Below are 26,875 nucleotides of genomic sequence, written 5' to 3'. Positions count from 1 at the left end.
GGCTCTTCGACGAGATTCCCGCTTCGTTCGCAATTTTTCTCCCTCAGCAGTGCATCGGCCGGTGGCGCAGCGCCATGACCATGCAGTCTCCCGCCTCCTCTTCTTCCATTCCCGACTCCGCGCTCACCCGCGAGGAGCTGTACGAGCGCATCCGCAAGAGTTCCAAGCAGGAAGTCGTCCTCGAGGAAATGCAGCGCCTCGGCTTCTGGCCGCAGGACTCAGCGCAGCCGACGATCGAGGCCCAGCTGATCCGCCGCGAGAGCGAGCTGCAGACGGCCCTCACGAAGCTCGGCGACGAGCTGCGCGGCATCGAGGACCGCGACCGGGCCCTGAAGACCATGCGCAAGGAGCGCATGGCCAGGGCCCGCGAGCGCCGCGAGGAAACCCGCCAGCGCCTCGCGCAGGGCCGCCATGCGCGCGCAGTGGCATGGCACGAACGGCGGCAGCGCGAGTTGCTCTACGTGGGCGACGGCGTGTCGGGCGGCCTCAACGAGGCGCACAGCGACAGCCAGGCGCTGGCACGCAACGCCCTGCCCGCGCTGGACCATGCGAGCGATCTGGCGCAGGCCATGGGCATCGGCCTGGGCGAGCTGCGCTTCCTCGCCTGGCACCGCGAGGTGTCGAGCGTGAGCCACTACCAGCGCTTCACCATGCCGAAGAAGAGCGGCGGTGAGCGCCATATCTCGGCGCCCATGCCGCGCCTGAAGCGCGCGCAATACTGGGTGCTCGACAACATCCTCGCGAAGATGCCGGTGCACGAGGCCGTGCACGGCTTCCTGCCGGGCAGGTCGATCCTCACCAATGCGGCGCCGCACGTGGGCCGCGACGTGGTGATCAACCTCGACCTGAAGGACTTCTTTCCCTCCATCGGCATGCGCCGCGTGCGTGGCGTGTTCCGCCAGCTCGGCTATTCGTCGCAGGTGGCGAGCCTTCTGGCGCTGGTATGCACCGAGGCGCCGACCGACGAAGTTCAGCTCGACGGCAGCCGTTACTTCGTCGCTCGCGGCGAACGCGTGCTGCCGCAGGGCGCGCCCACCAGCCCGATGCTGACCAACCTGCTGTGCCGCCGACTCGACGCACGGCTGGCCGCGAGCGCCGCGAAGCTGGGCTTCCGCTACACCCGCTATGCCGATGACCTGACTTTCTCGGCCGGCCCCGAGCACAGCCGCGACACGGCCAAGCTGCTGTGGCGGGTGAAGCAGATCGTGGCCAGCGAAGGCCTCACGATGCATCCCGACAAGCAGCAGGTGATGCGCCGGCACCGGCAGCAACACGTCACGGGCATCGTGGTGAACGACAAGCTCTCGGTGGACCGAGACACGCTGCGGCGTTTTCGCGCAGTGCTGCACCAGGCCGAGCGCAACGGCCCGCAGGGCCTGCAATGGAACGGCAACAGCGACGTGATCGGCGCGCTGCGCGGCTACGCGAACTTCATCGCGATGACTGACGCGGCACGCGGCGAGCCGTACCTGCAGCGCGTGCGCGCGCTGGCGGCGAAGCACGAAGGGCGCGGCACCCCGGCGGCTCCGGCGAAGGCCTCCCAACGCAAGCTCGCTGCGGGCGAGTTCCGCAAGCAATCCGCAGCCGGCCAGGCGCCATGGCCGGCATGGTGGCAACCGGCACAGGCCTCTGCGCCGGTGCTGGAGAAAACTGCGGAGCAACTGGCGGAAGAGAAGAAGGCACAACGCGAAGCGGCACGCCCCCAGTCGGTCACGTCCGCGCCCGCAACGGCGCGCCCGGCCGCCGCAGCACCACGACCGGCCGGGCAAGCTCCCGCGCAGTCGCCAGCGCCCGTCCCCGCCTTCCAGCTCGGCTGGTTCCTCAGCGTGCTGATCCAGGCCGTCTACGTCCTCTGCGCCTTCGAGGTACGCGCGAGTCCGGTGATCTGGCTCATGACCGGCAGCGTCGTCGTCGCCAACTTCGTGCAGCGCAAGCCGGGCTGGCTGCGTTTTATCGCGGCCGTCTTCGTGTCGCTGGCGCTGTCGTCGTTCGTGCACGGAATGGAGAACTGAGTCGAATGCCCGCAGCCGACGTGCCCATCGCGTTACGCCGGCTCGCACGCACCGACTTCGCGATGCTGTCGCGCTGGCTTGCCGAGCCTGACGTCGCGCGCTGGTGGAACCACCAGACCTCGCCGGAAGCCATCGAGCACGACTTCGGCCCGGCGGTGGACGGAAGCGACCCGGCCGAGATCTACATCGCCGCTACGCAGGGCCGGGACTTCGGCCTCGTGCAGCGCTACACCTTCGAGGACAACCCCGGCTACATCGAGGAGCTTGCACCCGTCATCGAAGTGCCGGCGCCCGCGCTGAGCATCGACTACTTCGTAGGCGAGCCCGATGCGCTGCGCCAAGGCCTGGGCGCCGCGATGATCCGCACGCTCGTCGACGCCACGTGGCACGACTACCCTGCCGCGCCATGCATCGTGGTGCCGGTGTCGGCCGGCAACGTCGCTTCGTGGCGCGTGCCGGAACGCGCGGGCTTCGTGCGCGTGGCCGAAGGACCGCTCACGCCGGACAACCCGATCCACGGGACGGCGCATTTCGTCTATCGCATCGAGCGCCCTCGCACTGCGGAGTGAACCGGCGCATGCGCCGAAACAACACGGCACTTCACAGCCCACTGCAAGCCCGCTACATTCACCGCTCCCGCAACCACGCAGAAAGAGGAGGTGCAAGATGGTAGTCATTGCAATTCATGCTCCCACCCACATGCGGTTTGCCGGGCCTCATCTGAACAGCTGATCGTTCACGCGTTCATCGCGTAACCAGTCTGCCCCGCACGGCCTCCCGGCCGTCGCGACGCCCCCAAAGCCGCCCCGATTCAAACGCCGCCGTTGGCACGCTCGTGCCCGCGGTGTCCCGTTCATCCGTCGAAGAATCAAGGCTTGCAACCATGCTTGAAGAACGTGCCGCATCCACGCGGCATCCCGTGACCATTGTTTTCGATCCCCAGCGCGCGAGCGAAGCCGACTGGGGCAACTTCCTCGCCTACTGGCGCCTGCGTGCTGAAGAGGACTCTCCGGGCGATCCGATCACGCCCGACGCCGATACCCGGCACAACGTGCAGCGACCCAACCCGCTGTATGTCTTTCACCGCGTGCTGGCCGTCGGCGCGCGCGGTGAATTCATCGGCAGCCTGAGCGCGAGCTTCCGCCGCGAAGGCACGCCCGGGCACGAAGCCTTCGCGCCATTCCTCGAAGCCTGGGGCGGCGTGCTGCGTCCGCACCGGCGCCGCGGCGTGGCCAGCGCGCTGCTTCGCACCTTGCTGGCGCTGATGGAAGCCCAGGACAAGTCGGTCGCGACCATCAAGGCCCACCTGCCCGAAGGCCACGCCTTCCTGCGCGCCATCGGCGCCACCGAGAAGCACCGCAGCGTCGAAAACCGCATGGCCTTCGCGGATCTCGACTGGCAGGCCCTCGCCCGCTGGCGCGCCGAAGGCTTTGCGCCTGCCCACGGCCTGCGCGCCGAGGTATATGCAGGCCGCGTGCCCTTCGAGCGGCTCGCGACGCTGATGGAGCCGCTGTCGGTGCTGCTGAACGACGCCCCCACCACGAACCTCGAACGGCCGCCGCTGCGCTTCGAGCTGGAAGACTTCCCGCCCTGGTACGCCGACATGGACCGCCGCGGCGGCGAGCATTTCCTCGTGCTGCTGCTCGACGGCGACGAGGTGGTTGCGGTATGCGACGCCAGCTGGAACCAGCATTTTCCCGACCGCATGTACCAGCGGCTCACGGCGGTTGCGCGCCGGTGGCGGGGCAAGGGCCTGGCCAAGGGCGTGAAGGCGGCCATGATGCAGCTCGTGCGCGAGCGGCATCCCGAGGTCGCGATGGCAGTCACCAGCAACGCCGAGGTGAACGCGGCCATGCTGGCCATCAATCACCGGCTCGGCTACGCGGCGTACAGGCACGACGGGCTCTACCAGATCGGCACGGACAACCTGCGGGCCTACCTCTCGTCCCGCCCCGCCGTCGCCGGGGAGGCCCGCCAATGAAGGCACCGCAACGACTCCAGGCGCTGATCGACGAGGGCCTGATCGACACCGTGGTCCGACAGCTCATGAGCGGCAAGGAGGCCATGGTCTACGTCGTGCGCTGCGGCGACGAGACGCGCTGCGCCAAGGTCTACAAGGAGGCCGACAAGCGCAGCTTCCGGCAGGCGGTCGACTACACCGAGAACCGCCGCGTCAAGAACAGCCGCGAGGCGCGCGCCATGGCCAAGGGGACGCGCTTCGGCCGCAAGGTGACCGAGGCCATCTGGCAGAGCGCCGAGGTCGATGCGCTCTACCGCCTGGCCGCCGCGGGGGTGCGCGTGCCGACACCGCACAACTTCCTCGAAGGCGTGCTGCTGATGGACCTGGTGACAGACGCCCACGGCGACGCCGCTCCGCGCCTGAACGACGTGGTCTTCTCGCCCGAAGACGCAATTCGCCACCACGCCAGCCTGCTGAAAGAGGTGATGCGCATGCTGTGCGCCGGCATCGTGCACGGCGACCTCTCGGAGTTCAACGTGCTGCTGGCCGAAGACGGCCCGGTCATCATCGACCTGCCGCAGGCGGTGGACGCCGCGGGCAACAACCACGCGCGGCGCATGCTGCTGCGCGACGTCGGAAACCTGCGCGACTTCTTCGGCCAGTTCGCGCCAGCACTGCTGGCCACGCACTACGGCGAGGAGATCTGGCATCTCTACGAGCGCGGCCTGCTGCGCCCGGAGACGGAGCTGACCGGCGCCTTCGTGCATGAAACCGGCCCGGTCGACCTGCGCAGCGTGCTGCGCGAGGTGGACGATGCGCGCGAGGAAGAAGCGGCGCGGCGCCTGCGCATGCAGACGCCGCGACAATAGCGGGCCTGCAAAGCCCGCCCCGATGAACTCCTACGCCCCGCGCCAACCGTTTTCCGCCACCACCGCACGACAGATCGCCAAGGCGGCCGCCTTCGTCGCCCTGGGCCTCGGCCCGGCGACCCACGCCGCCGGTATCCGCCTCGAGGACGACCGGGGCACCACGCTGGAGCTGCAGGCGCCGGCGAAGCGCATCGTCTCGCTGATGCCCTCGCTGACCGAAACCGTCTGTGCCCTGGACGCCTGCGACCGGCTGGTGGGCATCGATCGCCATGCCAACTGGCCGGCATCGGTGAAGGGGGTGCCGCAGGTAGGCGGCATCGACGACGCGAACGTCGAGCGCATCGTCGCGCTCAAGCCCGACCTTGTGCTGCTGCGTCCGCGCAGCCGGGCCGCTGAGCCGCTGGAGCGCCTTGGGCTGAAGGTGCTGGCGCTCGACGCCAAGACCCATGCCGACATGCGCCGCGTGATGGAAACCGTGGCCCGCGCCACCGGCCGCCCAGGCGCGGGCGAAGCCTTCTGGCGCAAGCTCGACGCGGGCCTCGATGCGGCCCGCGCCCGCGTGCCGGCCGGCTGGCAGGGCCGGCGCGTGTACTTCGAGGTGCATGGCGGCATGGCGGCGGCCAGCGAGAGTTCCTTCATCGGCGAGACGCTGGCGCGGCTCGGGCTCGGCAACGCGGTGCCGGGCACGCTCGGCCCCTTCCCGAAGATGAGCCCCGAATTCGTGGTGCGCGCCAACCCCGACGTGCTGATGGTGTCGGCCCTCGGCGAAATCTCCGCCATGGCCTCGCGGCCGGGCTGGTCGGCCATGTCGGCCATCCAGCGCGGGCGCGTGTGCAGCTTCGCCTCGGCGCGCTTCGACCTGATGATGCGCCCCGGCCCGCGGCTGGACGAGGCGGCCGACGCCATCGTGGGCTGCCTGAATTCGCTGGGCGATCCGAAGCCCTGAACCGACAGTTTTTTCGTTCCCCTCCCCCATGAAGCATCACAAGCGAACCTCGTCCACCCCTTTCGTGCGGGTCGGCCCCAGCGGCGTGCACGGCCTCGGCGCCTTCGCCACGCGCGACCTGCCGGCCGAAGCCTTCCTCGGCCTCTACGAAGGCCGCCGCTACACCAAGGCCGAGATCGCCACCAAGGTCTGGGACGACCAGCTCACCTACCTGTTCACCTTGTCGAACCAAGAGACCATCGACGGCGCCAAGGGCGGCAACGCCACGCGCCACCTGAATCACTCGTGCGAGCCGAACTGCGAGGCGGTGGAGGAATACGACGAGGGCGGCGAACTGGTGCTCAAGTTCCAGACGCTGATGGCGGTGGATGCGGGCGACGAGCTGTTCATCGACTATTCGCTGACGGCGGACGACGGCTCGCCGCCGTCGAAGTACCCCTGCCATTGCGGCTCGCCGAACTGCCGGGGAACGATGCTGGCGCCCGAAGAAACCGAGGCACCCAGCCCCTGAGCGACCCGGCATCGCCGTCAGGGCGACTCGCTCTTCAGCTTGCGCAACTGCTCCTCGGTGCGATCGAGCTCCAGGCGAAGCGCCCTGGCCTCGTGCTCCAGCCTGTCGATGCGGGCAGCGCGGCTCTCGGCCGGCACCGCCGTCTTGCTGCAGCGCATCTGCAGCGTGCTCAGTGCTTCGGCAAGCTCTCGCCGCCGCAGCATCTGGCCCCGGGAACGCGCAAGTTCGATATCGCGCTCGAGCGACGCCTCCTCCGCCTGGCAAGCCGCACCATCCGGCGGCACGGCGGGTTGTGCGAAAGCAGGCAGCGTCACGCTCAACGCAAGGGCCAGAAAGAAGGTTTTGACGCTCATGCCGCACGGTAACGCAACGGCGGCGCAAAAGGCCAGTCAGCCCTACAGGGTGAGGTAGCGCGCATCCCACTGCGCCGCGAGTTGCCGCGCCCGATGCAGCGGCACCCGCGCCGCCTCGAAGTCGACCACGCACGCGACATCGGCAGCCTCGGGCCGCGCGGGGCTTTCGCTGCTGCGGCCGTCGGTCAGCAGCCACAGCCAGCGCTGCCGGGTCTCGCTCTTCGCCAGCAGCTGGTCGGCACGCTGCACGCCCAGCGCGAGCGGCGTGCCTCCGCCGGCGGCAATCGGCGTGATCCAGTCGTCATTCCAGGCACTGGCGCGGCGCGGCGGCAGGCGCAGTTCGACCACCTCGCCGGCAAAGCACAGCAGCGCGACATGGTCGCGGCGCCGGTAGGCCTCCTGCATCAGCTCGAGCAGCAGGCCCTTGGCGCGGGCGAGGTTGCCGTCGTTGCGCATCGAGGCCGAGCAGTCGAGCAGGAAGCAGTGCAGCGCGCCGCTGCGGGCTTCCTGCGGGCGATGGCGCAGGTGCTCCGTACGCAAGCGGTCTGCGCCGCGTGCCGCAAGCGTGCGCGGCCAGTCGAAGGCCGTGCCCCTTGTGGCGGGGCCGTGCCATGCATCCCTTTGCGAGCCCTGCCTCCGGTCACCCTGGCGTGCGCCAGCGGGTGCGGCGTCCCGGAGGCTCAGGCTTTTTTTGGGGCGACCTGCGCGCGATCGATCAATGGGCGCAGCGGCTTCACGCGCTCGATGCCGACGGGCTCGGGGGGCATGGCGCCCCAGTCTTCGTCGGCTGCGCCGCTAGCGTCGTTCTTGCCGTTGGCCGTTCCGTCCGGCTTTGCGGGCCGGGGTGCGGGGGGCTGCGCGGCAGCCTCGGCTTCGGGCTTGCGACGGTGCAGCAGCACTGCTTCGGCCACACGCTGCACGTGGTCCGTGGTGATGGAAACCGCACCCTCCCAGGCTGCAAGCGCCCGGGCCGAGCGCAGCATCACGAGATCGGCGCGGAGCCCGTCGGCGCCTGATGCGATGCACAACGCGCCGACAGCCTCATGCACAGCGTCGTCGTATGGCAGCGCCGACGCATCCGCCACGAGCGCGCGCGCACTGACCAGCGCGGCCGCCAGCTCGGCCTCTTCCTGCGCATGCTTCGTGCGAAAGCCCTGCGGATCGGCGTCGAAGGCCAGACGGGCGCGCACGATGGCCTGCCGCTCGGCCGGATCGTCGATGTTGCGCAGCTGCACGCACAGGCCGAAGCGGTCGAGCAGCTGCGGGCGCAGCGTGCCCTCCTCCGGATTCATCGTGCCCACGAGCACGAAGCGCGCGGCGTGGCGATGCGAGATGCCGTCGCGCTCCACCACATTGACGCCGCTGGCGGCGGCGTCGAGCAGGGAGTCGATCAGCGCATCGGGCAGCAGGTTGATTTCGTCCACGTACAGCACGCCGCCGTGCGCGCGCGCCAGCAGGCCGGGTGCGAACCGGAGCTCGTGGCCGGCCAGAGCCTGTCCGAGGTCCAGCGTGCCGACGAGGCTTTCGAGGCTCGCGCCCAGCGGCAGCGTGACGAAGGGCGCGCCGGGCAGCAGCTCGGCGAGCGCACGCGCCGCCGTGGTCTTGGCGGTGCCACGCGGTCCCTCGATCAGCACGCCGCCCAGGCCGGGATCGACGGCGGCCAGCAGCAGTGCCTGGCGCAGTTGCGGCTGGCCCGCTATCGCGGCGAAGGGAAAAGGCACCGGCATCGGGGCGGCTGTGGTCATCGAATGTTTCCTTCCATCCGCTGCTCCTGGTCGAGCAGCAGGTTCTCCAGCTGGGTGCGGTAGTCGCCGGGCGACTGCCACAGGCCGCGCTGCATGGCTTCGAGCAGGCGATTGAGCATGTCGGTCAGCGCGCGCGGATTGTGTTCGCTCACGAAGTCGCGGGTGGCTTCGTCGAGCACGTAGGCGTCGGCCACCATCGCGTACTGGTGGTCGCCGACCACGCGCGCGGTGGCGTCGAAGCCGAACAGGTAGTCGACCGTCGCGGCCATCTCGAAGGCGCCCTTGTAGCCGTGGCGCTTCACGCCATCGATCCACTTGGGGTTGACCACGCGCGAGCGGATGACACGGCCGATTTCTTCTTTCAGCGTGCGCACGCGCGGTGCCTGCGGGTTGCCGTGGTCGCCGTGGTACATGGCCGGCTGCCGGCCGCTCAGGTGGCGCACGGCGGCGGCCATGCCACCCTGGAACTGGTAGTAGTCGTTGGAGTCGAGCAGGTCGTGCTCGCGGCTGTCCTGGTTCTGCATGACGACGTTCATCGTGCGCAGGCGGCGCACCAGCGCCTCGGCGGCGGGCACGCCGTCGCTGCCCTGCCCGTAGGCGTGCGCGCTGCCGCCGACGTAGGCCTTTGACAGGTCGTCGTCGCTCTGCCAGTCGCCATGGTCAAACAGCTGCTGCAGGCCCGAGCCGTAGCTGCCGGGCGCGGAGCCGAACACGCGCCAGCCGGCCTGTATGCGGGCCGCCTCTGGCGCCACGCCTTGTGCTTCCAGTGCGGCGGCTTCGCGGAGGATGCGCGCGCGGATCGGGTTGCGCTCGACGTCCTCGTCTTCCTGCGCGGCGACGGCCTGCACGGCAGCGTCGAACATCTGCACCGCGTTCGGGAAGGCGTCTCGGAAGAAGCCTGAGATCCGCAGCGTGACGTCGATGCGCGGACGCCCGAGCCCGACCGTGGGCAGCACCTCGAAATCGACCACGCGCTGGCTGCCCGGCGCCCACTTGGGCCGCACGCCGATGAGCGCGAAAGCCTGCGCCAGGTCGTCGCCGCCGGTGCGCATGGTCGCGGTGCCCCAGACTGACAGCCCCAGCGCCACCGGATAGTCGCCATGCTCCTGCATGTGCCGCTCGACCAGTTGCGCGGCCGACTTGAGGCCGAGCATCCAGGCGGTAGGCGTCGGAATGGCGCGGGTGTCGACCGCGTAGAAGTTGCGGCCGGTCGGCAGCACGTCGGGACGCCCGCGCGAGGGAGAGCCGCTCGGGCCCGGTGGCACGAAACGGCCCTGCAGCGCGCGGGAGAACTGCAGCAGCTCCTGCGCGCCGCAGGCATCGAGCGCGGGCGCGAGGCTTCGTTCGATGCGGCCCATCACGGCGGCGGTGCGCGGCAGATCCGGCGGGCATGCGCCCTCTTCCATCAGCCGCTGCGCCAGCAGTTCCAGCCGTTCACGCGTGTCACCGTGGTGGCGCCATGCATCGCCGCTCACCGACTGCAGCAGCGCGGGGCGCGCGCCCTGCCATGGCCTGGCAGCGTCGATGTCCAGCGGATCGAAGGCATCGTCCGGCAGCAGGTCCTGCGACAGCGCGCCGAGCAGCCCTGCGTTCGCTCCCGCGCCGTCGGCGGCCGGATAGCGCGCCAGCGCCAGCAGCGTGTCGCGCCGCAGCCTGTCACGCGGCGATGCGCCGAACACGTGCAGCCCGTCGCGGATCTGCGTTTCCTTCAGCTCGCACAGGTAGGCGTCCACGCGCGCGAGCACGGCGTCGTCTTCCGCGCCCGGCAGGTCCAGTTCCTCGACCAGGTGCTGCGCCCGCACCGCCGCAAGGATCTGCGCGCGCAGCACCTTGGCGCGGCGCGCGTCGACCAGCAGCGCGTCGTAGTACTCGTCGACCTGCCGCTCCAGGTCCTGCATCGGGCCGTGGTTCTCGGCGCGCGTGAGGGGCGGCATCAGGTGGTCGACGATGACCGCCTGCGTGCGCCGCTTGGCCTGCGCCCCCTCGCCCGGGTCGTTGACGATGAACGGGTACACGTTGGGCAGCGGCCCGAGGATCGCATCGGGCCAGCAGGACTGCGACAGCGCGATGCTTTTGCCCGGCAGCCATTCGAGGTTGCCGTGCTTGCCCACATGCACCACCGCGTCGATGGCGAAGGCTTCGCGCAGCCAGAAATAGAAGGCGAGGTAGCTGTGCGGCGGCACCAGCTCGGCGTCGTGGTAGCTCGCGTAGTCGGCGGCGCCCAGTGTGCCGAGTGCACGCGCGGGCTGGATGCCGACGAACACCCTGCCCAGCCGCAGGCCGGCGATCATGAAGCGGTCATTGCGCAGCATCGGGTCTTGCTCGGGCGCGCCCCAGCGTTCGTCGATGGCCTCGGCCATGCCATCGGGCAGCTTCGCCAGGCATGCGCGGTACTCGGCCAGCCCGAAGCTCTGCCACGCGGGTCGTACGGCCCATTGCGCAGGATCGTTCGCGATGCCTTCCTGCAGCTTGCGCATCAGCGCATCGCCGTCGGCGGGCATCGCGCCGGGCTCGCCGAGCGCATAGCCCTCGGCCGCCATCGCATGCAGGATCGCCATCACGGAGGCCGGCGTGTCCAGCCCGACGCCACTGCCGATGCGGCCTTCGCTGCCCGGGTAGTTGGCGAGGATCAGCGCGATGCGTTTCTCCTCCGCGCGCAGGCTGCGCAGCCGGCACCAGCGTCGCGCCAGCTCGGCCACGAAGGCGATGCGGTCGGGCTCGGGCTGGTAGTTGACCACCTCGGTCTGCGTGAGCTCGCAGCGATGCGACAGGCCCTTGAAGCTCACGGCGCGCGTGACGATGCGGCCGTCCATCTCGGGCAGCGCGATCTGCATGGCGATGTCGCGCGGGCGCAGGCCCTGGCTGTCGGCAAGCCAGTCCTCGCGGTTGCCGCCGCTCACGATCACCTGGAGCACGGGTGCGTCGCCGGCCAGTTCGCGATCCTCGCTTTGCCCCAGCGCCGCAAAAGCCGTGGTGTTGAGCACGAGCTGCACGTCGTGCTCCGCGCACAGCTCGCGCAGCGTGGACAGGCACAGCGGATCCTTCAGCGAATCGAGCGCGACGGGCAGCGGATTCAGCCCCTGCGCGCTCAACGCCGCCGCAAGCGCATCGAAAGCTGCGGTGTTGCCCGATAGCAGGTGCGAGCGGTAGAACACCAGCGCCACCACCGGCGCGCCCGCATGCCACCCGGCGCGCAGGTCGTCGATGCCGGCCACGGTGTGCGCCGCGTCCATGCCGCGCGGCACGTGCAGCGCCACCTGCGGCAAGCTGCGCGGCGGCAGCGGCGCCTCGCCATGGCCCAGGCCGTGGAAGGCCACCGCGCGCAGGAACTGCATCGCGTTGCCCGCACCGCCGCTGCGCATGTACTGCCAGAGCTGGCGGCTCACTGCACGCGGCACCGTGCCGCGCGCGAGCAGGTCTTCGTCCTCCTGCAGGTCGCCGGAGAACATCGCGAGCTGCTGGCCCTTGCGCTTCGCCAGCTTCTCGAGCTGCTGCAGCCCGTAGGCCCAGGCCGATTCGGCCCCCAGGTGGTCGACCACCACCACGCGCGCATGCTGCAGCACCTCGTCGACATACAGGTCGAGCGAGGCCGGCTGGCGCAGATGCATCAGGTTGGCCAGCCTGAGCGACGGATAGCCCGGGTCGGTGGCCGCCAGCGCGGTGCGCGCCGCCGCGAGCAGCGCGAGCGTGGTGTCGGCCGAGCTGAGCACCACGATGTCGCCCGGCGTCTGGTCGAGACGGGTGACGACGCTGTCGTCCTCGACGAAGCGTCCGGGCTGGGTGCTCAGCAGGTGCATGCGACCGGAGCAGCGTCAGGCGGCGACCGCGCTCGCCTCTTCGAGCGCCTTGCGCAGCGCCGCCTCGTCGAGGTCTTCGCCGATGAACACGAGCCGCGTGCGCTGCGCCTCGTCGTCGCGCCAGCGGCGGTCGAAGTGATGGTCGAAGCGGCGTCCCACGCCCTGCACCAGCAGGCGCATCGGCTTGCCCGGAACAGCGACGAAGCCCTTCACGCGGTAGATGGTGTGCTGCTCGACCAGCTTGCCGAGCACGGCGAGCAGGCCGTCGCGGTCCACTGGCGGCAGCTCGATCACGAGCGAGTCGAACTCGTCGTGGTCGTGGTCTTCCTCGTGGTCGTGGTGGCTCTCGCGCAGGTGGATGGTCGCCTCGGCCGCGCGACCCTGGCCCAGCAGCAGCGCGAGCGGCAGCTTGCCCTCGGTGGCGGAGACGATCTTCACTTCGGGCGGCAGCTCCTCGCGCACCAGCGCCTCGACCTTGGCGCGCGCGGCGTCGTCCATGAGGTCGGTCTTGTTGAGCACCACGAGGTCGGCGGCCGAGAGCTGGTCTTCGAACAGCTCGTGCAGCGGCGATTCGTGGTCGAGGTTGGGGTCGGCGCGGCGCGCCTCGTCGACGGCCTCGGGGTTCTCGGCGAACTGGCCCGAGGCGGCGGCGGGGCCGTCGACCACGGTGACGACCGAATCGACGGTGAAGATGTTGGCGATGTCCGGCCACTGGAAGGCCTGCACCAGCGGCTTGGGCAGTGCGAGGCCCGAGGTCTCGATGAGCACCGCATCGAGCTCGCCGCGCCGCTCGGCCAGCTGCAGCATCACCGGCAGGAACTCTTCCTGCACCGTGCAGCAGACACAGCCGTTGGCCAGTTCGTAGAGCGCGCCTTCGCGCTCGTTGCCCTCGTCGTCGCAGCCGATGCCGCAGCCGCGAAGGATCTCGCCGTCGATGCCCAGCTCGCCGAACTCGTTGACGATCACCGCGATGCGGCGGCCTTCGGCGTTGCCGAGGATGTGGCGCAGCAGCGTGGTCTTGCCGCTGCCTAGGAAGCCCGTGACGATGGTGACGGGGATCTTGGCGTTGCTTGGGGTCATGGGGTGGATTCTTTCAGGCGCCCGCGGCTGCCGCGCAGCCGGCAAGGCGAAAGTGGCGCCGAACGATTCCGGCGCCACCGATGGAAATGGACTAACTCCCCGAGGCGCGCCCGGGGAAGCGACGACAGGAAGCGATCAGACGCCGCCGTACAGGCGACGCTCGACGAACACCGTGCCCTGCAGCCGGCGCCAAGCCTTGGCTGCCGCCAGCACACCCAGGTCGACCAGTGGCTCCACAAGCACGACGGTCATGTAGGCGGCGCCGAAGCTGGCGATCTGGCTCATGTTCTCGACGCCGGTGCCGCGCCCGTAGAGCGCCCAGAAGCCGACCCACACCACGATGCCGCCCTGGTAGGCCACCGACAGCTTGAATGCCTGCTGGTAGCCGATGTCCACGTAGGCCAGCTTCTCGGGAATGATCCGGCGGGCCAGCGCGGCGGTCGCGAACAGCGGCACCAGCAGGGTGGTGACGTTCATGCCGTACTGCGGAATGTCCTGCGGCTCGAAGAACAGGCCCTGGATCAGCAGCCCGCCCGCCAGGCCGATGGCCGCGGGCGCCAGCCCGAACACCAGCAGCAGCGTGGTGCCGAGGATCAGGTGCACCTCGGACACGCCCACCGGGTGATGCGGGAACACCTCGAAGAAGCAGAACACCAGCGCCACGGCGATGGCCGAGCGCAGCGCCAGGGCAACGGGGCCGTCCTTCATGAAGGACTGGAACGCGACCTTGCCCGTATAGGCAAGAGCTGCTGCCGCCGTCGCGTAGCTGAGGAAAATCTTGGATCCGTCGACTAGACCTGGTTCGATGTGCATCGAGCACCTCCTGAAATGCACCGCAGTGCGAAAGTTGATTGTTGGTGGATGAGCCGGCTGGTGCAAGCCCCTGTCATGAGCGCTGGAGCGCGCTCTTCGCTCCCGGTACGGCCGGGGACCGCGGCTTGCGCCGCAACCGGCGCCAGCCGATCACGACGCCGCTGGCCGAGGCCACGGCGCCGACGATGGACAGCAGCCACACCACGAGATCCCAGGCCGGCCGGTACTGGATGAGCCAGGGAAAATCGAGGCTGTGCGCCGCGTTGAAGAGCCAGCGGCGCAGGCGCGAGTTGCTGTCGTTGCTGCCCACGACCTGGCCGCTGGCCGGGTCGATGTAGATCCAGCTGCGCGCCGGGTCGTCGAACTCCAGGCGCCACACGGGCACGATGCGCTCGCGGTGGTGGCCGTACCAGTGGAAGTCTTCGCGGGTCTGGAGCGTGGCCTGCATGACTTTCGCTCCGGGCCGCAGGCGCGGGGCGGCGCGCAGGATGTCTTCGCGGCTGATCGATGCGGTCGCACCGGTGGCGGCGTCGATCACCCGGACACGGGCTCTCGCATCGCGCAGCTGCAGCAGCGGCTTGCCGTCGAACCACAGCAGCACGGCCTCGCGCGGGGCGGCGTCGCCCTCCCCGGCCGGCAGCGCTGCCGGCGCCCACGGGAACGGCGAAGTACCGGCCCCCGTGTAACTCGCCATCGCCGCCGCATCGCCGGGCCCGCGCTGGAACCAGCCGTTGGGGTTCATCGACAGCCAGCCGCTGACGATCCACGTCAGTACGAAGAAGCCACCGATCAGCCCGGCGATGTGATGCCAGGCCATCCAGCCGGTGTACGGCGTGACCGAGCCGTTGCGGAACCTGCGCCGCAGGCGCAAGCGCAGGATGCCGATGACGATGCCCGTCACGGCCGAGACGATGCATGCCGCCGACAGCCACACCACCACGTCGTGCCACAGCGGCGGATCGGCGCGCAGCGGCGTGAAGTAGATCCAGTGCGGCACCGAGCCCAGCCAGTTCCAGAAGCGCTCGGAGCGTGTGGTGTCGCGCACCACCTCGCCGTTGACCTGCGACACGTAGAGCTCGGTGCCCGCCTCGTCGCGGACCTCGATGCGATGCAGCGGGCGCAGCGGGTTCAGGCCCTGCGGCACGGTCCACTGGTCGCGCTCCAGCGTCTCGGCCCAGCGGGCGCCCGCATGGCCCGAAAAGGCCCGCGCAATGGCCTCGGCTTGCGCGGCATCGACCGGGCCGGGCACGCGGCCGTCGCGCGCCGAGACCGTGTGCCGGCCGCCGCGCGCATCGGTGATGCGCCACACGGGGACCGGATCGGTGCCGCCCTGCATCTCCAGAACCATGCGCCGTGGCGGCTGCGCCCGGGCGGCCTGCGGCAGCGTGTCGAGCGCGGCCGCGGGCGACACTGCTGCCTGCCCGAAGCGCAGCGGTGCGAGCCCCGCCAGCCGCTCCTCGTCCGTGAGGTTGGGATACCCCACGTACATCATCACCACGCCCGAGACGAACCACATGACGAACAGCAGGCAGCCGCCGATGCCCAGCCACCGGTGCGTCCAGTAGAGCCAGTGCCGGATGCGCGGCCAGGCGCGGCGCCATGCGGAGGTCATTTGCCCGTTCCGCCGCTCAGAAGGTGACCAACGCCGACAGCTCGAAGGAGCGCGGGCGCCCCAGCAGCCACTGGTTGCCGCCGTTCGAGAAGGACACCGCGTACCGGCGGTCCGCCAGGTTGTAGGCACGCAGCGCGAGCTTGAGCGACGGATTCGCCTGCCAGCTCACGCCCGCATCGGCCACGGTGTACGAGCCGATCCTGCGCGAGTTGGCCGCATCGACCTGGCGCGGGCCGACGTAGCGAACGCCGAAGTCGGCCTCCCACTGCGGCAGGAAACGCCAGTTGAGCCAGAGGTTCGCGGCCTCTTCAGGCACGCCGGTGGGCGTGTTGCCCGCGCGCGAGACAAGCTTTCCGCCGACCACTTCGTTGAAGTCGTCATAGCGCGCGCGCAGCTTGGCCACGTTGGCCTCCAGCCGCAGCGTGGAGGTGAGCGCCAGGTCGAGAGTGGCCTCGATGCCTTCCGACGACTGCTTGCCGACCTGCTGCGTGACGGTCGGGTCGATGGCGTCGCGCGACAGCAGCTTGTTCTTGTCGATCCGGTAGGCGGCAACGGTCCAGGCGCCGCGGTTGTCCGCGAGTTGGCGCTTGTAGCCGACCTCGACCTGCCTGCCGGTGCTGAGGTCGAAGGCCGCCTGCGAGGCCGAGGTGGTCACCAGGGAACCCAGCGGATCGGCAGCGCGCGCCACCTGCGCATAGAAAGACTGCGAGGCGTCGGGCGCATACACCACGCCGAGACGGCCGGTGGCGTACTCGAAGGTCTTGCCGAAGCTGCTGGCCGCGTTCTGAAGATCGGTGCGCGCGATCTTCGCGTGATCCCAGCGCAGGCTGCCCACCACCGACCATTGCTCGTTGAAGGCCAGCTTGTCCTCGGTGAAGAAGGCATAGGTGCTGGTCTTCGTCTTGTAGCGCGGCGTGTAGGCCACGGGCGAGGCGTAGTAGCCCGGGTTGAAGACGAAGGGGTCGACCACCGAGCGGCCGCCGTAGGGCGAGTCGTTGGTGTGCGTGAAGTCGATGCGGTTCGCGTCGAAGCCCACCAACACCTGGTTGGCCAGCCCGAACAGGCTGTGCCTGAAGGTGGCGTCGGTGCGGTTGCCGATCTGCTCCTGGTCGTGGCCGATTTCCAGGTAGTCGCCGCGCGTCACGCGCCGGGTGGTGGCGTTGTAGGTGTAGGTCTCGCTGTTGCGCCAGTGGCGCTTGCTCTCCAGCCGGTAGAGCTGGTTGCGCACGGTGATGGCGTCGTTGGGCGTCCACTGGGCGTCGAGACGGGTCCACTTGTCGCGGTACTTGATCTCGGCGTCGTCCACGTTGTAGTTCTGGCGCAGCGTCTGGCTGCTCAGGCGGCCGTCGATCAGCGGCACGCCGTAGTAGCGCTGCGGCGACTGCCGGCCTTCGTCGTGCGACAGCGTGAACTGCAGCTGCGGCGACACGTCCAGCCGCACGGCCGCGCCCACGGCCAGGCTCTCGGCCTCGCCGCGCTGCATGAAGCCGTCGGTGTTGCGCTGGCTGATGTCGAAGCGGTAGGAGAGTGTGTCGTTGATCGCCCCGCCGCTGCCGAAGGCCACCTGCCGGGTGGCGTCGGAGCCCAGCGTGACCAGCGCCTCGTTGCGGATCGGGCCGCGTGTGGGCTTCTTGGGCACTACATTGATCGCGCCGCCGATGGCACCTTCGCCGTACATCACCGAGGCCGCGCCGCGCAGCACCTCGATGCGGTCGGCCGACCAGGTGTCGAAGGGGAAAGTGACGGTGCCCGCGCCCGCATAAAGGCGTGTACCGTCGAAGAGTTGCATCACCGAGCCATGGCCCAGGAAGCCGCGCGCCACCAGCGCGGTGCCGCCATTGCCGGGGCCGGGCGAGCCGGTGATGCCGGTGGCGCGGGTGACGGCATCGACCACCGAGACGTCGCCGCGCGCGCGGATGGTGTCGCCCGTCAGCACTTCGATGCTGGCCGGCGTTTCCAGCGGCGTGAGGCCGAGCCGGCTGCCGGTTTGCGTGGGCTCGTCGATGGCCAGCGGCGTGTGGCGGTCGGCCTCCACCTGGATCGGCTTGAGGCTCTGCCCGCCGCCGACGACTGCCTCGCCCATTGACTGCGCAAGGACCACGGAAGGCCCTAAAACCAGCCCCAACCCCAGTGAAAGACCCGAAAGACGTGTCCTGCGCAATGGCGGCACGCCCGTGCGATCGCGCTGCGGCGATGCATGACCCATTTGGTTTCTCCTCCGGCCTGCGTCCCCGCAGGCTCCTGACCGATGAAGGACGCGGCGGAAGAGGCGAAAGGGCTGCGGCGGCCCGCAGGGCGGGAAGCGGCTGGCCCGGACACGCACTCCCGCAGCGTCCGAAGGCGGTTGCGAGGGCCGGTATCCGGGCTTGCGGAGCGCCGCGGTGTGCTGTCGTGGATGCACACCGCGGCCGAAACCCTCGCCTTCCCACGCCGAAACGCAGTGGCTGCCCGTGCCGCCGAGGAGGCACGGGCGTGAGGTTTTCCAGATCCGCTGACCGTTGCGGGGGCAGCGCAGGAGTTGACGCGTCAGCCGGTCGATCGATTCATCGATCGACCGGGGATGAAGCGGCGCACCTGCTTCCCGTTTAACCCCGTGGCCATGAGATGGCGTTCGGGGCACCTTCGAACCGTGTTGCCCGGCGCAGTTAATGAAAATTACCGCACCGGAACGGCGGGATTATAGGTAGCGCCCCCATGCGAGGGCCCCGCCACGGGCTTCAGCCGGGCCGGCCGTCGGGCCCGAACAGCCGCCGCATCATGGCCACGCCGGCCACCAGCGCGTTCGAATAGGTGGCATACGGCTCGTGGGCGGCCTCCAGCGGCACGTAGACGTGGGAGGTCTCGCCGGGCGTGTCGTCCACGGCCTCCATCAGCACCCAATAGAACTCGCCGGCCTCGAGTTCATGGACGGTAAGTGCGATGTTTCTTGGAGGGGGCATGGGTGCAAGGATGAATGTGCTGCCTGACTACTGAATGAACTGGGCGCGGACACCCCCGGTTGACAGAGCTTTCGGGGTTCTCCTACAGAGCAAGCCCCCGGTGCGGCCTAATGTTGTATCCAGGGAGCAGCAACAAGAACCAGGAGGCAGCATGAAGCACTTCATTCTTGAACCCGGCATGCGATCGAGCATCGGCGGCGCCTTCTACCCGACCGGCTACTCGATGGTGATGTTCCCGAGCGCGACTGACGCCAACCGCATCGGCCACCGCCTGATCGAAAAAGGCGTGAGCGGCGACGAGATCTACCTGCTTCCGGCCGAGACGGTGCTGGCCGAGATCGCTTCGACCGTGAGGACGGAAGACAGCCCCCTGCCCTCCGCCGGCACCGACGCGGCCACGGTTCGCGCCTATGCAAAGCTGGCCCGCGAGGGCCATACGGGCCTGCTGGTCAGGACGAAGGACGGCGCGGCGGCCGAGTTGCTGATGGAGCTGGTGCGCACCGTGCCCTACTCCATTGCGCAGCGCTACCGCACGCTGGTGATCGAAGACCTCTGAGAAGAAGAAGCAAAAGAAGAAGGCCGGCGTCGTCTTCAAGCCGGCACGGCCATCGACACCGCGCGCTGGACCACGTCGCGGGCCATGGCCTGGGCCAGTTCGTGCTCGCCGAGGAACACGGTGGCGGAGGTTTCCTGCGTGAGCAGCCTGGCCTCCTGCTCGTTGTGGCTGCGGATCACGGTCTGGATGGTGGGGTTGAGCGTGCGCGCGGTTTCCATCATCTGGCGCACATTCATGGCGTCGGGCGTGGCCACCACAAGCACCCGGGCACGGGCGATGTGCGCCTGGATCAGCACGGCGGGGTCGGCCGCATCGCCCCACACTGCCGGCGTGCCCGCCTCGCGCAGCTTCTCGACCAGTTCGCGGTTCTGCTCGGCCACCACGTAGGGAATGTCGTTGGCGTCGAGCTCGGCCGCGATGCGGCGTCCGACCCGGCCATAGCCCACCAGCACAACCTGCCGCGAGAGGTATTTCGCCTCGGTGGTCGTGGGCAGCTCGGCCAGCGGGTCGTCGCGCATCTCGAGCCCGCGCGCGAAGGACGAATGGGCATGCAGCCATTTCTGCATCGGCGCGATCAGGCTGAACCACAGCGGGTTGGTGGCGATGGAAATGAGCGCCCCGGCCAGCACCAGGCTCTGCCCCTCCACCGGCAGCAGGCCCAGCGAAACGCCCAGCCCGGCCAGGATGAACGAGAACTCGCCGATCTGCGCCAGGCTGGCGCTGACCGTGAGCGCCGTACCCAGCGGGTAGCGGAACACCAGCACCAGCACACAGGCCGCGAGCGACTTGCCCAGCACGATGACCAGCACCACCGCCAGCACCTGCAGCGGCCGCTCGATCAGCACCGACGGGTCGAACAGCATGCCGACCGACACGAAGAAAAGCACCGCGAAGGCGTCGCGCAGCGGCAGCGACTCCTGGGCTGCCCGGTGGGCGAACTGCGACTCGCGCATCACCATGCCGGCGAAGAAGGCACCCAGCGCGAAGGAAACGCCGAAGAGCGCCGCCGACGCATAGGCGATGCTCACGGCCGCCGCCACCACGCACAGCGTGAACAGCTCGCGCGAGCCGGTGCGCGTGACCTGCCAGAGGATCCACGGGAACACGCGCCGCCCCACCACCAGCATCAGCGCGACGAAGCCGCCCACCTGCAGCAGCGTGAGTCCCAGCGTCTGCCACAGCGGATCGGCATTGCCGCCGGCCTGCGCGCCCTGCCCGCCGAGCGTGCCCGCCAGGGGCGGCATGAGCACCAGCACGAGCACCATCGCCAGGTCTTCGACCACGAGCCAGCCGACGGCAATGCGGCCGGTGAACGAATCGAGGATGCCCAGGCTCTCGAGCGCGCGCAGCAGCACCACCGTGCTGGCCACCGACAGCGCCAGCCCGAACACCAGCGCCGCGCCCGGGCTCCAGCCCCACCACATGGCCAGCCCGCCGCCGAGCAGCGTGGCCACCGCGATCTGCGCGAGCGCGCCGGGCAGCGCGATCTTGCGCACGGCCAGCAGGTCGTCGAGGGAAAAATGAAGGCCCACACCGAACATCAGCAGCATCACGCCGATTTCGGCGAGCTGGGCGGCAATGCCCGCATCGGCCACGAAGCCCGGCGTGAAGGGGCCGATGATCACGCCCGCCAGCAAATAGCCGACCAGCGCCGGCAATCGCAGCCTGGCCGCCAGGAAGCCAAGGATGAGCGCCAGCCCCAGGCCGGCGGCGATCGTGTTGATGAGGGAGACGCTGTGGGGCATCGCTCCATTCTGCAGGAACGATGCCCGGCCTTTTATTTCAAACGGCCTTCCGGGCCGGCCATTTCAGCCGGCCATCTTGCCGGCGCGGGCGGCGTCGAGCGCCTCGGGCTCCTGCGCTTCCACCCAGCTCTCGTTGTTGAGGCCGGCCTGCAGCCGGGTCTCGTCGAGCTCGTTGGTCCACTTGGCAACCACGATGGTGGCCACGCCGTTGCCGATCAGGTTGGTCAGCGCGCGGGCTTCAGACATGAAGCGGTCGATGCCCAGAATCAGCGCCAGCCCCGCAACCGGCACGTGCCCCACGGCCGACAGCGTGGCCGCCAGCACGATGAAGCCGCTGCCCGTGACGCCCGCCGCGCCCTTCGAGGTCAGCAGCAGCACCGCCAGCAGCGTGATCTCCTGCGTGAGCGTCATCGGCGTGTTGGTCGCCTGCGCGATGAACACGGCCGCCATCGTCAGGTAGATCGAAGTGCCGTCGAGGTTGAACGAGTAGCCCGTCGGGATCACGAGGCCCACGCAGGTCTTGTTCGCGCCCAGGTTCTCCATCTTCTCCATCATGCGCGGCAGCACCGATTCGCTCGACGAGGTGCCCAGCACGATCAGCAGCTCTTCCTTGATGTACTTGATGAACTTCCAGATGCTGAACCCGTGGAACCTCGCAATGAGCCCCAGCACCACGAAGATGAACAGCAGGCAGGTCAGGTAGAAGGTGCCCATCAGCTTGCCGAGCGAGAACAGGCTGCCCAGCCCGTACTTGCCGATGGTGAAGGCCATCGCGCCGAAGGCACCGATGGGCGCCAGCTTCATGATGTAGTTGACGATGCCGAAGAGCACGTGCGAGCCCTTCTCGATCACGTCGAACACCAGCGTGCCGCGGCCGCCGAAACGGTGCAGCGCGAAGCCGAACAGCACCGCGATCAGCAGCACCTGCAGGATCTCGCCCTTGGCGAAGGCATCGACCACCGTGTTGGGAATGATGTTCAGCAGGAAGTCGACCGTGCCGGTCATCTTGCCCGGGCCGGTGTACGAGGCGATCGACTTGGTGTCGAGCGTGCTCGGGTCGACGTTCATGCCCGCGCCGGGCTTGAGCACGTTGACCAGCACGAGGCCCACGATCAGCGCGATGCTGCTGACGATCTCGAAATACAGCAGAGCCAGGCCACCGGTCTTGCCGACCTTCTTCATGTCTTCCATGCCGGCGATGCCCACCACCACCGTGCAGAAGATGATCGGCGCGATGATCATCTTGATCAGCTTGATGAAGCCGTCGCCCAGCGGCTTCATCGCCTCGCCGGCCGCGGGATAGAAGTAGCCGAGCAGCACGCCGATGATCACCGCGGTGATCACCTGCACGTAGAGCGAGCGGTAGAGCGGGAGCTTTCTGGCGGATGTGCTTGTTGTGTTTTCCATGTTTGCCTCCGGAGGGTTGGAAACTGTAGGACGCGTGTTTTCTGCTTTCTATCCGTGGAACCCGCATCGATGAAATGAAAAAACCCGCCGAGGCGGGTTTTGTCGATCAGGTGTAAGTCAGCATGCTTAATGCATGTGGAGACCGCCGTTGACGGAGAAGTCGGCCCCGGTGCTGTAGCCGCCCTCGTCGGTGGCCAGCCACGAGATGATCGAGGCGATTTCGCTCGGCTCGCCGAGGCGCTTGACCGGGATGGTGGCCACGATCTTGTCGAGCACTTCCTGGCGGATGGCCTTGACCATGTCGGTGCCGATGTAGCCCGGGCTCACGGTGTTGACCGTCACGCCCTTGTTGGCCAGCTCCTGCGCCAGCGCCATGGTGAAGCCGTGCATGCCGGCCTTGGCCGCCGAATAGTTGGTCTGGCCCGCCTGGCCCTTGGCGCCGTTGACCGAGCTGATGTTGATGATGCGGCCCCAGCCCTTTTCGACCATGTCGCCCACCACCTGCTTGGTGACGTTGAACATGCTGTTGAGGTTGGTCTCGATCACCGCGCTCCAGTCCTCGGGGGTCATCTTGAGGAACATGCGGTCCCGCGTGATGCCGGCGTTGTTCACCAGCACGTCGATGGGACCGTGCGCCGCCTTGGCGGCGGAGAAGGCCTCGACGGTGGATTGCCAATCGCCGACATTGCCGACGGAGGCATGGAACTCGAAGCCTGCGGCTTTCTGTTCGGCCAGCCACTTGGCGTAGTCGCGCGTAGGGCCGCAACCTGCGACCACGGTGAACCCGTCCTTGTGCAGACGTTGGCAGATGGCTGTTCCGATGCCACCCATGCCCCCGGTGACATATGCAACTTTCTTGCTCATGAGATTTCCTTTGTGTACATAGCAAAAGCCTGAACGGCCGCCTTCACTCTAGCGAGTTTCAAGCCACGGTCCTCTGAGGAAAACACTGAGCCAGGCTTGCAACCAGCTGTCACGAAGAACTGTCACGAAGCGACCTTCGTGCCCAGCCTCTATCCTCGCACCTGTGCGCGCCCGCACAAGCCATAAACCCAAGGAGTTCCAAAGTATGAATTTCGGGATCATCGTCTTCCCCGACGTCGAGGAACTCGACTTCGTCGGCCCTTGGGAAATGCTCACCATGTGGAGCAAGCTGGCCGGTGGTCCCGAGCATTGCCTGATCGTGGCCGAGAAGCGCGAGCCGGTGGTCTGCGCCAAGGGGCTCTCGATCAATCCACATGTGTCCTTCGCCGACTGCCCGCAACTCGACTGCCTGCTCGTGCCCGGCGGCATGGGCACGCGCCGCGAAGTCGACAACCCCGCGATGACGCGCTTCCTCGCCGACCAGGCACCCGGCTGCACCACGCTGATGTCGGTATGCACCGGCGCCTTCGTGCTGCACGCGGCCGGGCTGCTCTCGGGCAGGACCGCCACCACGCACTGGGGATCGCTCGACCGCCTGCGCGCACTGGGCGACGTGAAGGTGGTCGAGCAGCGCTTCGTGCAGGACGGCAACGTCTGGACCTCGGCCGGGGTATCGGCCGGTACCGACCTGATGCTGGCCTTCATCGCCCACACCGCCGGCGAGGAAGCCGCGGCCAAGGTGCAGCTGCAGGCCGAGTATTACCCGGCGGACACCATCTACGGAGACACGGCAAGCCACGAGCGCGCGCCGGCCTACGTGAAGCGGCCCGGCGCCCGCTTCCACGCACCATGACCGATCACACGACGCTCTCCGAATCCCTGCCGGTGCTCGCGGCGCGCGTGGGCGAGATGCTGCGTGCACGGGGCCAGACGGTTTCAGTCGTCGAATCTTCGGCGGGCGGTCTTGTCTCGGCCGCGCTGCTTGCCATTCCAGGGGCATCGGCCTACTTCCGAGGTGGCGCCGTCGTCTATTCGCGGCGCGCGGGCCGGGCGCTGCTGGGCCTGACAGCCGACGACATGGCCGGCATGCGCGGAGAGACCGAGCCCTACGCCCTGCTCATCGCCGGCCGGATGCGCGACACCCACCACACGACCTGGGGCATCGCCGAAAGCGGCGCGGCCGGCCCTTCGCCCAGCCCGTATGGCGATGTGCCGGGGCGCGTGTGCCTCGCCATCGTCGGCGCGACCACGCTGAGCCGAACCATCGAGACCGGCGACGCCGACCGGCCGGCGAACATGGACCTGTTCGCGCGGCACCTTCTCACTCTGTTCGAACAGACCCTGCGCACCGGGAGCAGCTAGGAAGATGCCCAAGATCTCGAACACAGACGACACGGCATGTGCCGAAAAGACAAGAGTCCCTCATGTCTGCTCGTAGTGCTGCGCTCGACGCATCAGGCATTGGGGGCATCACAGGACAGTACCGGGAGAGTGTTCCCCAGCCCGGGTTGCAGGCCCATTTCCAATGCATCTGGACAAGCGTTCTGCCGGCTTCGCATGCCGGGGAGGTCGCCATCGTGCCGGACGGGTGCGTCGACCTGGTCTGGCGCGCCGGTCGACTGTGGGTCGCCGGACCCGATGTCGTCGCCGCCCGGCCCCGTCCTGCAACCCGGTGCGAGCGTGCTCGGCGCACGGTTCCAGCCCGGCGCGGCGCGCCATTGGCTGGGTCTGCCGCTATCGGAGATCGTTGGTCAGGCCGTCGAATTGGCTGACCTGTGGGGAATCCGGGCCAGAGACTTCGCCAGCCGAATGGAGGAGACGGAATCCATTGCTCGACAGGCACAGGTGTTTCAGGACCAGTTGATGGCAATGCCGCAGCCATTCAACGGGCCGGACAGGAATGCCTCGGCGATCTTCCATCTTGCGGCATCGCCGTCGCGAGACGAGGGCTCGGTCACAGCCAGCATGCGCGAGCGACTGGGCATCAGCGAACGCACGCTACTGCGTCACTGCCGCGATCACTTCGGCTACGGGCCGAAGACATTGGAGCGCATCCTGCGCTTCCAGCACTTTCTGTCCCTGGCCCGCGAGGTTCGAGACACCGGTCTGGCCATGCTGGCGATCGATGCAGGCTACGCGGACCAGTCCCATCTCGCCCGTGAAGTCAAAGCACTCTGCGGCATGACCGCTTCAGCCTTGTTGAACCACGTCCGTTGTCCAGCGGGCGCCACCGACTGACCGTTTTATTCAAGACCCCGGATTGCAGCCAGACAATCATGGTGGCCTTTCATCCAGCATCAGGACACACACATGGCAATCACGAGCCGCGATCGGCAAATCGACAACATCGAGTTCAACGTCGCCGACATCGCGCGCAGCAAGGCGTTCTACGGTTCGGCATTCGACTGGACTTTCACCGACTATGGACCGACGTACAGTGAGTTCACCGACGGCCGACTGACCGGTGGATTCACTACGGGTGAAGCCGTGCGCCCGGGCGGTCCATTGGTCATCCTTTATGCGGATGATCTCGCCAAGACACAGTTGCGCGTCGAAGCGGCGGGCGCCACGATCATTCGACCGGTCTTTGCCTTCCCGGGCGGGCGCCGCTTCCATTTTCTGGATCTGGACGGGTACGAGCTGGCAGTCTGGTCGGCGCAATAGAACACAACGGCGCAGACCGCCCCTCGCCCAGGGAGAGCCTCAATCCGCCTGCACGCCCGCCGCGCGGATCACCTTGCCCCACTTGCCGACCTCCGCCGCGAGGTGCGTGCGCAGGCTCTCCGGGGTCTGCTTCTCCAGCGGCACGATCTCGGAGCTGAGTTCGGCCAGGCGATGCTTGACCATGTCGTCCTGCAGCGCGGCGCGCAGGGCGACGTTCAGCTTCTCGATTACCGCGGGCGGCGTGCCCTTGGGCGCATAGATGCCGTGCCACACCCTCACGTCGAAGCCTTTCAGGCCCTGCTCGTCCAGCGTCGGGATGTTGGGCATGCTCGACAACCGCTGCGGCGTGGTCACGCCGAACACCTTCACCCGGTTACCGTCCTTGATGACCGGCGCGGTCTGCGTGGTCTGGTCGCACAGCAGGTCGACCTGCCCGCCCATCAGGTCGTTGAGCGCCGGGCCCGCGCCCTTGTACGGCACCGTGGTGAGCTGCACGCCGATCTGGTTCATGAACAGCAGGCCGCACAGCTGCGACACCGCCCCCACGCCCGCGTTGGCCAGCGAGACCTTGTCCTTGTTCGCCTTCACATAGGCCAGCAGCTCCTGGTAGTTGTTGGCCGGAAAGTCCTTGCGCGACAGCAGCGTCATCGGCACGTCCAGCACCTGGCCGACGTATTCGAAGTCCTTCAGCGGGTCGTAGTTGAGCTTCTTGTAGAGCGCGGGCGCGGTGGCCATGCCCATGTGGTGGATCAGGATGGTGTAGCCGTTGGGCGCCGCCTTGGCCACCCGCGTGGGCGCAATGGTGCCGCCCGCGCCGACGGTGTTCTCGACGATCACGGGCTGGCCCAGCGATTTGCCCATGGGAATCGCCAGCATGCGCGCCACCACGTCGGTCGGGCCGCCGGCGGAGTACGGCACCACCATGGTGACGGGCTTGTCGGGCCACGCGGCCTGCGCGGCTGCGGGCGATTGCATGGCGAACAGGCAGGCGCCGGCCGAGGC

At 68.5% G+C, this 26,875-nt stretch carries 24 protein-coding genes and 1 riboswitch; of the genes, 11 read left to right on the top strand and 13 right to left on the bottom strand.

Annotated elements, in window-relative coordinates:
• The first annotated feature begins 74 nt into the window (after window positions 1-74).
• The 6 genes from EJO71_RS17510 to EJO71_RS17485 all read left to right on the top strand — a co-directional run bounded on the left by EJO71_RS17510 (window position 75) and on the right by EJO71_RS17485 (window position 6,298).
• Window positions 75-2,012: a reverse transcriptase family protein gene (locus tag EJO71_RS17510; RefSeq protein WP_125949809.1), complete on the top strand. Its 1,938-nt coding sequence runs from the start codon at window positions 75-77 to the stop codon at window positions 2,010-2,012.
• Window positions 2,013-2,017: 5 nt separating this feature from the next.
• Window positions 2,018-2,581 carry a GNAT family N-acetyltransferase gene (locus EJO71_RS17505; RefSeq protein ID WP_125949810.1) on the top strand — a complete coding sequence of 188 codons (564 nt, stop codon included), beginning with the start codon at window positions 2,018-2,020 and terminating at the stop codon, window positions 2,579-2,581.
• Between the two features lie 314 nt (window positions 2,582-2,895).
• Window positions 2,896-3,993, top strand: coding sequence for a GNAT family N-acetyltransferase (locus EJO71_RS17500; RefSeq protein ID WP_125949811.1), 1,098 nt, complete (start codon window positions 2,896-2,898; stop codon window positions 3,991-3,993).
• Window positions 3,990-4,841: a PA4780 family RIO1-like protein kinase gene (locus EJO71_RS17495; RefSeq protein WP_125949812.1), complete on the top strand. Its 852-nt coding sequence runs from the start codon at window positions 3,990-3,992 to the stop codon at window positions 4,839-4,841. Before EJO71_RS17500 ends, EJO71_RS17495 begins: the two co-directional genes overlap by 4 nt.
• Window positions 4,842-4,863: 22 nt before the next feature.
• A complete protein-coding gene (locus tag EJO71_RS17490; protein WP_125949813.1) occupies window positions 4,864-5,787 on the top strand; it encodes a helical backbone metal receptor in 924 nt (307 codons plus the stop codon).
• A 28-nt stretch (window positions 5,788-5,815) separates the two neighbouring features.
• Window positions 5,816-6,298: an SET domain-containing protein-lysine N-methyltransferase gene (locus EJO71_RS17485; RefSeq protein WP_125949814.1), complete on the top strand. Its 483-nt coding sequence runs from the start codon at window positions 5,816-5,818 to the stop codon at window positions 6,296-6,298.
• A 17-nt stretch (window positions 6,299-6,315) separates the two neighbouring features.
• Here the strand turns inward: EJO71_RS17485 and EJO71_RS17480 are convergent, their stop codons facing one another.
• From EJO71_RS17480 to EJO71_RS17440, 9 genes are all read right to left on the bottom strand, one after another.
• A complete protein-coding gene (locus tag EJO71_RS17480; RefSeq protein WP_125949815.1) occupies window positions 6,316-6,651 on the bottom strand; it encodes a DUF1090 family protein in 336 nt (111 codons plus the stop codon).
• 42 nt (window positions 6,652-6,693) lie between these two features.
• Entirely contained in the window at window positions 6,694-7,191 is a 498-nt protein-coding gene (locus tag EJO71_RS17475) for a VWA domain-containing protein (RefSeq protein ID WP_240651423.1), read from the bottom strand.
• A 140-nt stretch (window positions 7,192-7,331) separates the two neighbouring features.
• Window positions 7,332-8,396, bottom strand: a complete 1,065-nt coding sequence (locus tag EJO71_RS17470; RefSeq protein WP_125949817.1) for an ATP-binding protein — start codon at window positions 8,394-8,396, stop codon at window positions 7,332-7,334.
• Complete coding sequence (gene cobN, locus EJO71_RS17465; protein WP_125949818.1) at window positions 8,393-12,193, bottom strand: cobaltochelatase subunit CobN; 3,801 nt, start codon at window positions 12,191-12,193, stop codon at window positions 8,393-8,395. Before cobN ends, EJO71_RS17470 begins: the two co-directional genes overlap by 4 nt.
• A 15-nt stretch (window positions 12,194-12,208) precedes the next feature.
• Window positions 12,209-13,273 carry a cobalamin biosynthesis protein CobW gene (gene cobW / locus EJO71_RS17460; RefSeq protein WP_125949819.1) on the bottom strand — a complete coding sequence of 355 codons (1,065 nt, stop codon included), beginning with the start codon at window positions 13,271-13,273 and terminating at the stop codon, window positions 12,209-12,211.
• A gap of 135 nt (window positions 13,274-13,408) precedes the next feature.
• Window positions 13,409-14,086, bottom strand: coding sequence for an energy-coupling factor ABC transporter permease (locus EJO71_RS17455; RefSeq protein ID WP_125949820.1), 678 nt, complete (start codon window positions 14,084-14,086; stop codon window positions 13,409-13,411).
• Between the two features lie 73 nt (window positions 14,087-14,159).
• Window positions 14,160-15,698 carry a PepSY domain-containing protein gene (locus EJO71_RS17450; RefSeq protein WP_125949821.1) on the bottom strand — a complete coding sequence of 513 codons (1,539 nt, stop codon included), beginning with the start codon at window positions 15,696-15,698 and terminating at the stop codon, window positions 14,160-14,162.
• Window positions 15,699-15,714: 16 nt separating this feature from the next.
• A complete protein-coding gene (locus tag EJO71_RS17445; RefSeq protein WP_240651424.1) occupies window positions 15,715-17,781 on the bottom strand; it encodes a TonB-dependent siderophore receptor in 2,067 nt (688 codons plus the stop codon).
• Window positions 17,782-18,031: 250 nt separating this feature from the next.
• Window positions 18,032-18,337, bottom strand: a riboswitch (cobalamin riboswitch).
• Window positions 18,338-18,415: 78 nt separating this feature from the next.
• A complete protein-coding gene (locus EJO71_RS17440) occupies window positions 18,416-18,637 on the bottom strand; it encodes a hypothetical protein (protein ID WP_125949823.1) in 222 nt (73 codons plus the stop codon).
• A gap of 151 nt (window positions 18,638-18,788) precedes the next feature.
• Here EJO71_RS17440 and EJO71_RS17435 point away from each other — a divergent pair, with 151 nt between their 5' ends.
• Complete coding sequence (locus tag EJO71_RS17435; RefSeq protein WP_125949824.1) at window positions 18,789-19,193, top strand: hypothetical protein; 405 nt, start codon at window positions 18,789-18,791, stop codon at window positions 19,191-19,193.
• A gap of 35 nt (window positions 19,194-19,228) precedes the next feature.
• On the opposite strand, the gene ybaL is transcribed toward EJO71_RS17435, so the two are convergent.
• From ybaL to phbB, 3 genes are all read right to left on the bottom strand, one after another.
• Window positions 19,229-20,938, bottom strand: coding sequence for a YbaL family putative K(+) efflux transporter (gene ybaL / locus EJO71_RS17430; protein WP_125949825.1), 1,710 nt, complete (start codon window positions 20,936-20,938; stop codon window positions 19,229-19,231).
• Window positions 20,939-21,001: 63 nt separating this feature from the next.
• On the bottom strand, window positions 21,002-22,345 hold the full coding sequence (locus tag EJO71_RS17425) for a dicarboxylate/amino acid:cation symporter (protein WP_125949826.1): 1,344 nt from the start codon (window positions 22,343-22,345) through the stop codon (window positions 21,002-21,004).
• A 126-nt stretch (window positions 22,346-22,471) separates the two neighbouring features.
• Window positions 22,472-23,209 carry an acetoacetyl-CoA reductase gene (gene phbB / locus EJO71_RS17420; protein WP_125949827.1) on the bottom strand — a complete coding sequence of 246 codons (738 nt, stop codon included), beginning with the start codon at window positions 23,207-23,209 and terminating at the stop codon, window positions 22,472-22,474.
• Window positions 23,210-23,414: 205 nt separating this feature from the next.
• On the opposite strand from phbB, the gene EJO71_RS17415 reads away from it, so the two are divergent.
• The 4 genes from EJO71_RS17415 to EJO71_RS17400 all read left to right on the top strand — a co-directional run bounded on the left by EJO71_RS17415 (window position 23,415) and on the right by EJO71_RS17400 (window position 25,873).
• Window positions 23,415-24,062, top strand: a complete 648-nt coding sequence (locus EJO71_RS17415; protein ID WP_125949828.1) for a DJ-1/PfpI family protein — start codon at window positions 23,415-23,417, stop codon at window positions 24,060-24,062.
• A complete protein-coding gene (locus EJO71_RS17410; RefSeq protein WP_125949829.1) occupies window positions 24,059-24,571 on the top strand; it encodes a CinA family protein in 513 nt (170 codons plus the stop codon). Before EJO71_RS17415 ends, EJO71_RS17410 begins: the two co-directional genes overlap by 4 nt.
• A 276-nt stretch (window positions 24,572-24,847) precedes the next feature.
• Complete coding sequence (locus tag EJO71_RS17405) at window positions 24,848-25,447, top strand: helix-turn-helix domain-containing protein (protein WP_240651425.1); 600 nt, start codon at window positions 24,848-24,850, stop codon at window positions 25,445-25,447.
• A 72-nt stretch (window positions 25,448-25,519) separates the two neighbouring features.
• On the top strand, window positions 25,520-25,873 hold the full coding sequence (locus tag EJO71_RS17400; protein WP_125949830.1) for a VOC family protein: 354 nt from the start codon (window positions 25,520-25,522) through the stop codon (window positions 25,871-25,873).
• A gap of 39 nt (window positions 25,874-25,912) precedes the next feature.
• Here EJO71_RS17400 and EJO71_RS17395 read toward each other — a convergent pair whose 3' ends face one another.
• The gene (locus EJO71_RS17395) at window positions 25,913-26,848 is read right to left on the bottom strand and encodes a tripartite tricarboxylate transporter substrate-binding protein (protein WP_240651445.1); all 936 of its coding nucleotides are present in this window, start codon (window positions 26,846-26,848) and stop codon (window positions 25,913-25,915) included.
• Window positions 26,849-26,875 lie beyond the last annotated feature (27 nt).

Source organism: Variovorax sp. 679, from assembly GCF_003952185.1.
GTDB lineage: Bacteria > Pseudomonadota > Gammaproteobacteria > Burkholderiales > Burkholderiaceae_C > Variovorax.
The sequence above is the reverse complement of the archived record's forward strand: the minus strand, read 5'-3'. Positions and strand labels throughout refer to the sequence as shown.

Excerpts from the sequence above, each read along its gene's own strand:
- EJO71_RS17395 (WP_240651445.1), bottom strand. The coding sequence starts at position 26,848 with ATGCAATCGCCCGCAGCCGCGCAGGCCGCGTGGCCCGACAAGCCCGTC.
- EJO71_RS17480 (WP_125949815.1), bottom strand. The coding sequence starts at position 6,651 with ATGAGCGTCAAAACCTTCTTTCTGGCCCTTGCGTTGAGCGTGACGCTG.
- EJO71_RS17495 (WP_125949812.1), top strand. The coding sequence starts at position 3,990 with ATGAAGGCACCGCAACGACTCCAGGCGCTGATCGACGAGGGCCTGATC.
- cobN (WP_125949818.1), bottom strand. The coding sequence starts at position 12,193 with ATGCACCTGCTGAGCACCCAGCCCGGACGCTTCGTCGAGGACGACAGC.
- EJO71_RS17470 (WP_125949817.1), bottom strand. The coding sequence starts at position 8,396 with ATGACCACAGCCGCCCCGATGCCGGTGCCTTTTCCCTTCGCCGCGATA.
- EJO71_RS17400 (WP_125949830.1), top strand. The coding sequence starts at position 25,520 with ATGGCAATCACGAGCCGCGATCGGCAAATCGACAACATCGAGTTCAAC.
- EJO71_RS17490 (WP_125949813.1), top strand. The coding sequence starts at position 4,864 with ATGAACTCCTACGCCCCGCGCCAACCGTTTTCCGCCACCACCGCACGA.
- EJO71_RS17485 (WP_125949814.1), top strand. The coding sequence starts at position 5,816 with ATGAAGCATCACAAGCGAACCTCGTCCACCCCTTTCGTGCGGGTCGGC.
- EJO71_RS17455 (WP_125949820.1), bottom strand. The coding sequence starts at position 14,086 with ATGCACATCGAACCAGGTCTAGTCGACGGATCCAAGATTTTCCTCAGC.
- EJO71_RS17425 (WP_125949826.1), bottom strand. The coding sequence starts at position 22,345 with ATGGAAAACACAACAAGCACATCCGCCAGAAAGCTCCCGCTCTACCGC.
- EJO71_RS17510 (WP_125949809.1), top strand. The coding sequence starts at position 75 with ATGACCATGCAGTCTCCCGCCTCCTCTTCTTCCATTCCCGACTCCGCG.
- EJO71_RS17440 (WP_125949823.1), bottom strand. The coding sequence starts at position 18,637 with ATGCCCCCTCCAAGAAACATCGCACTTACCGTCCATGAACTCGAGGCC.
- EJO71_RS17445 (WP_240651424.1), bottom strand. The coding sequence starts at position 17,781 with ATGGGCGAGGCAGTCGTCGGCGGCGGGCAGAGCCTCAAGCCGATCCAG.
- EJO71_RS17450 (WP_125949821.1), bottom strand. The coding sequence starts at position 15,698 with ATGACCTCCGCATGGCGCCGCGCCTGGCCGCGCATCCGGCACTGGCTC.
- EJO71_RS17410 (WP_125949829.1), top strand. The coding sequence starts at position 24,059 with ATGACCGATCACACGACGCTCTCCGAATCCCTGCCGGTGCTCGCGGCG.
- ybaL (WP_125949825.1), bottom strand. The coding sequence starts at position 20,938 with ATGCCCCACAGCGTCTCCCTCATCAACACGATCGCCGCCGGCCTGGGG.
- phbB (WP_125949827.1), bottom strand. The coding sequence starts at position 23,209 with ATGAGCAAGAAAGTTGCATATGTCACCGGGGGCATGGGTGGCATCGGA.
- EJO71_RS17435 (WP_125949824.1), top strand. The coding sequence starts at position 18,789 with ATGAAGCACTTCATTCTTGAACCCGGCATGCGATCGAGCATCGGCGGC.
- EJO71_RS17415 (WP_125949828.1), top strand. The coding sequence starts at position 23,415 with ATGAATTTCGGGATCATCGTCTTCCCCGACGTCGAGGAACTCGACTTC.
- EJO71_RS17505 (WP_125949810.1), top strand. The coding sequence starts at position 2,018 with ATGCCCGCAGCCGACGTGCCCATCGCGTTACGCCGGCTCGCACGCACC.
- cobW (WP_125949819.1), bottom strand. The coding sequence starts at position 13,273 with ATGACCCCAAGCAACGCCAAGATCCCCGTCACCATCGTCACGGGCTTC.
- EJO71_RS17405 (WP_240651425.1), top strand. The coding sequence starts at position 24,848 with ATGTCGTCGCCGCCCGGCCCCGTCCTGCAACCCGGTGCGAGCGTGCTC.
- EJO71_RS17500 (WP_125949811.1), top strand. The coding sequence starts at position 2,896 with ATGCTTGAAGAACGTGCCGCATCCACGCGGCATCCCGTGACCATTGTT.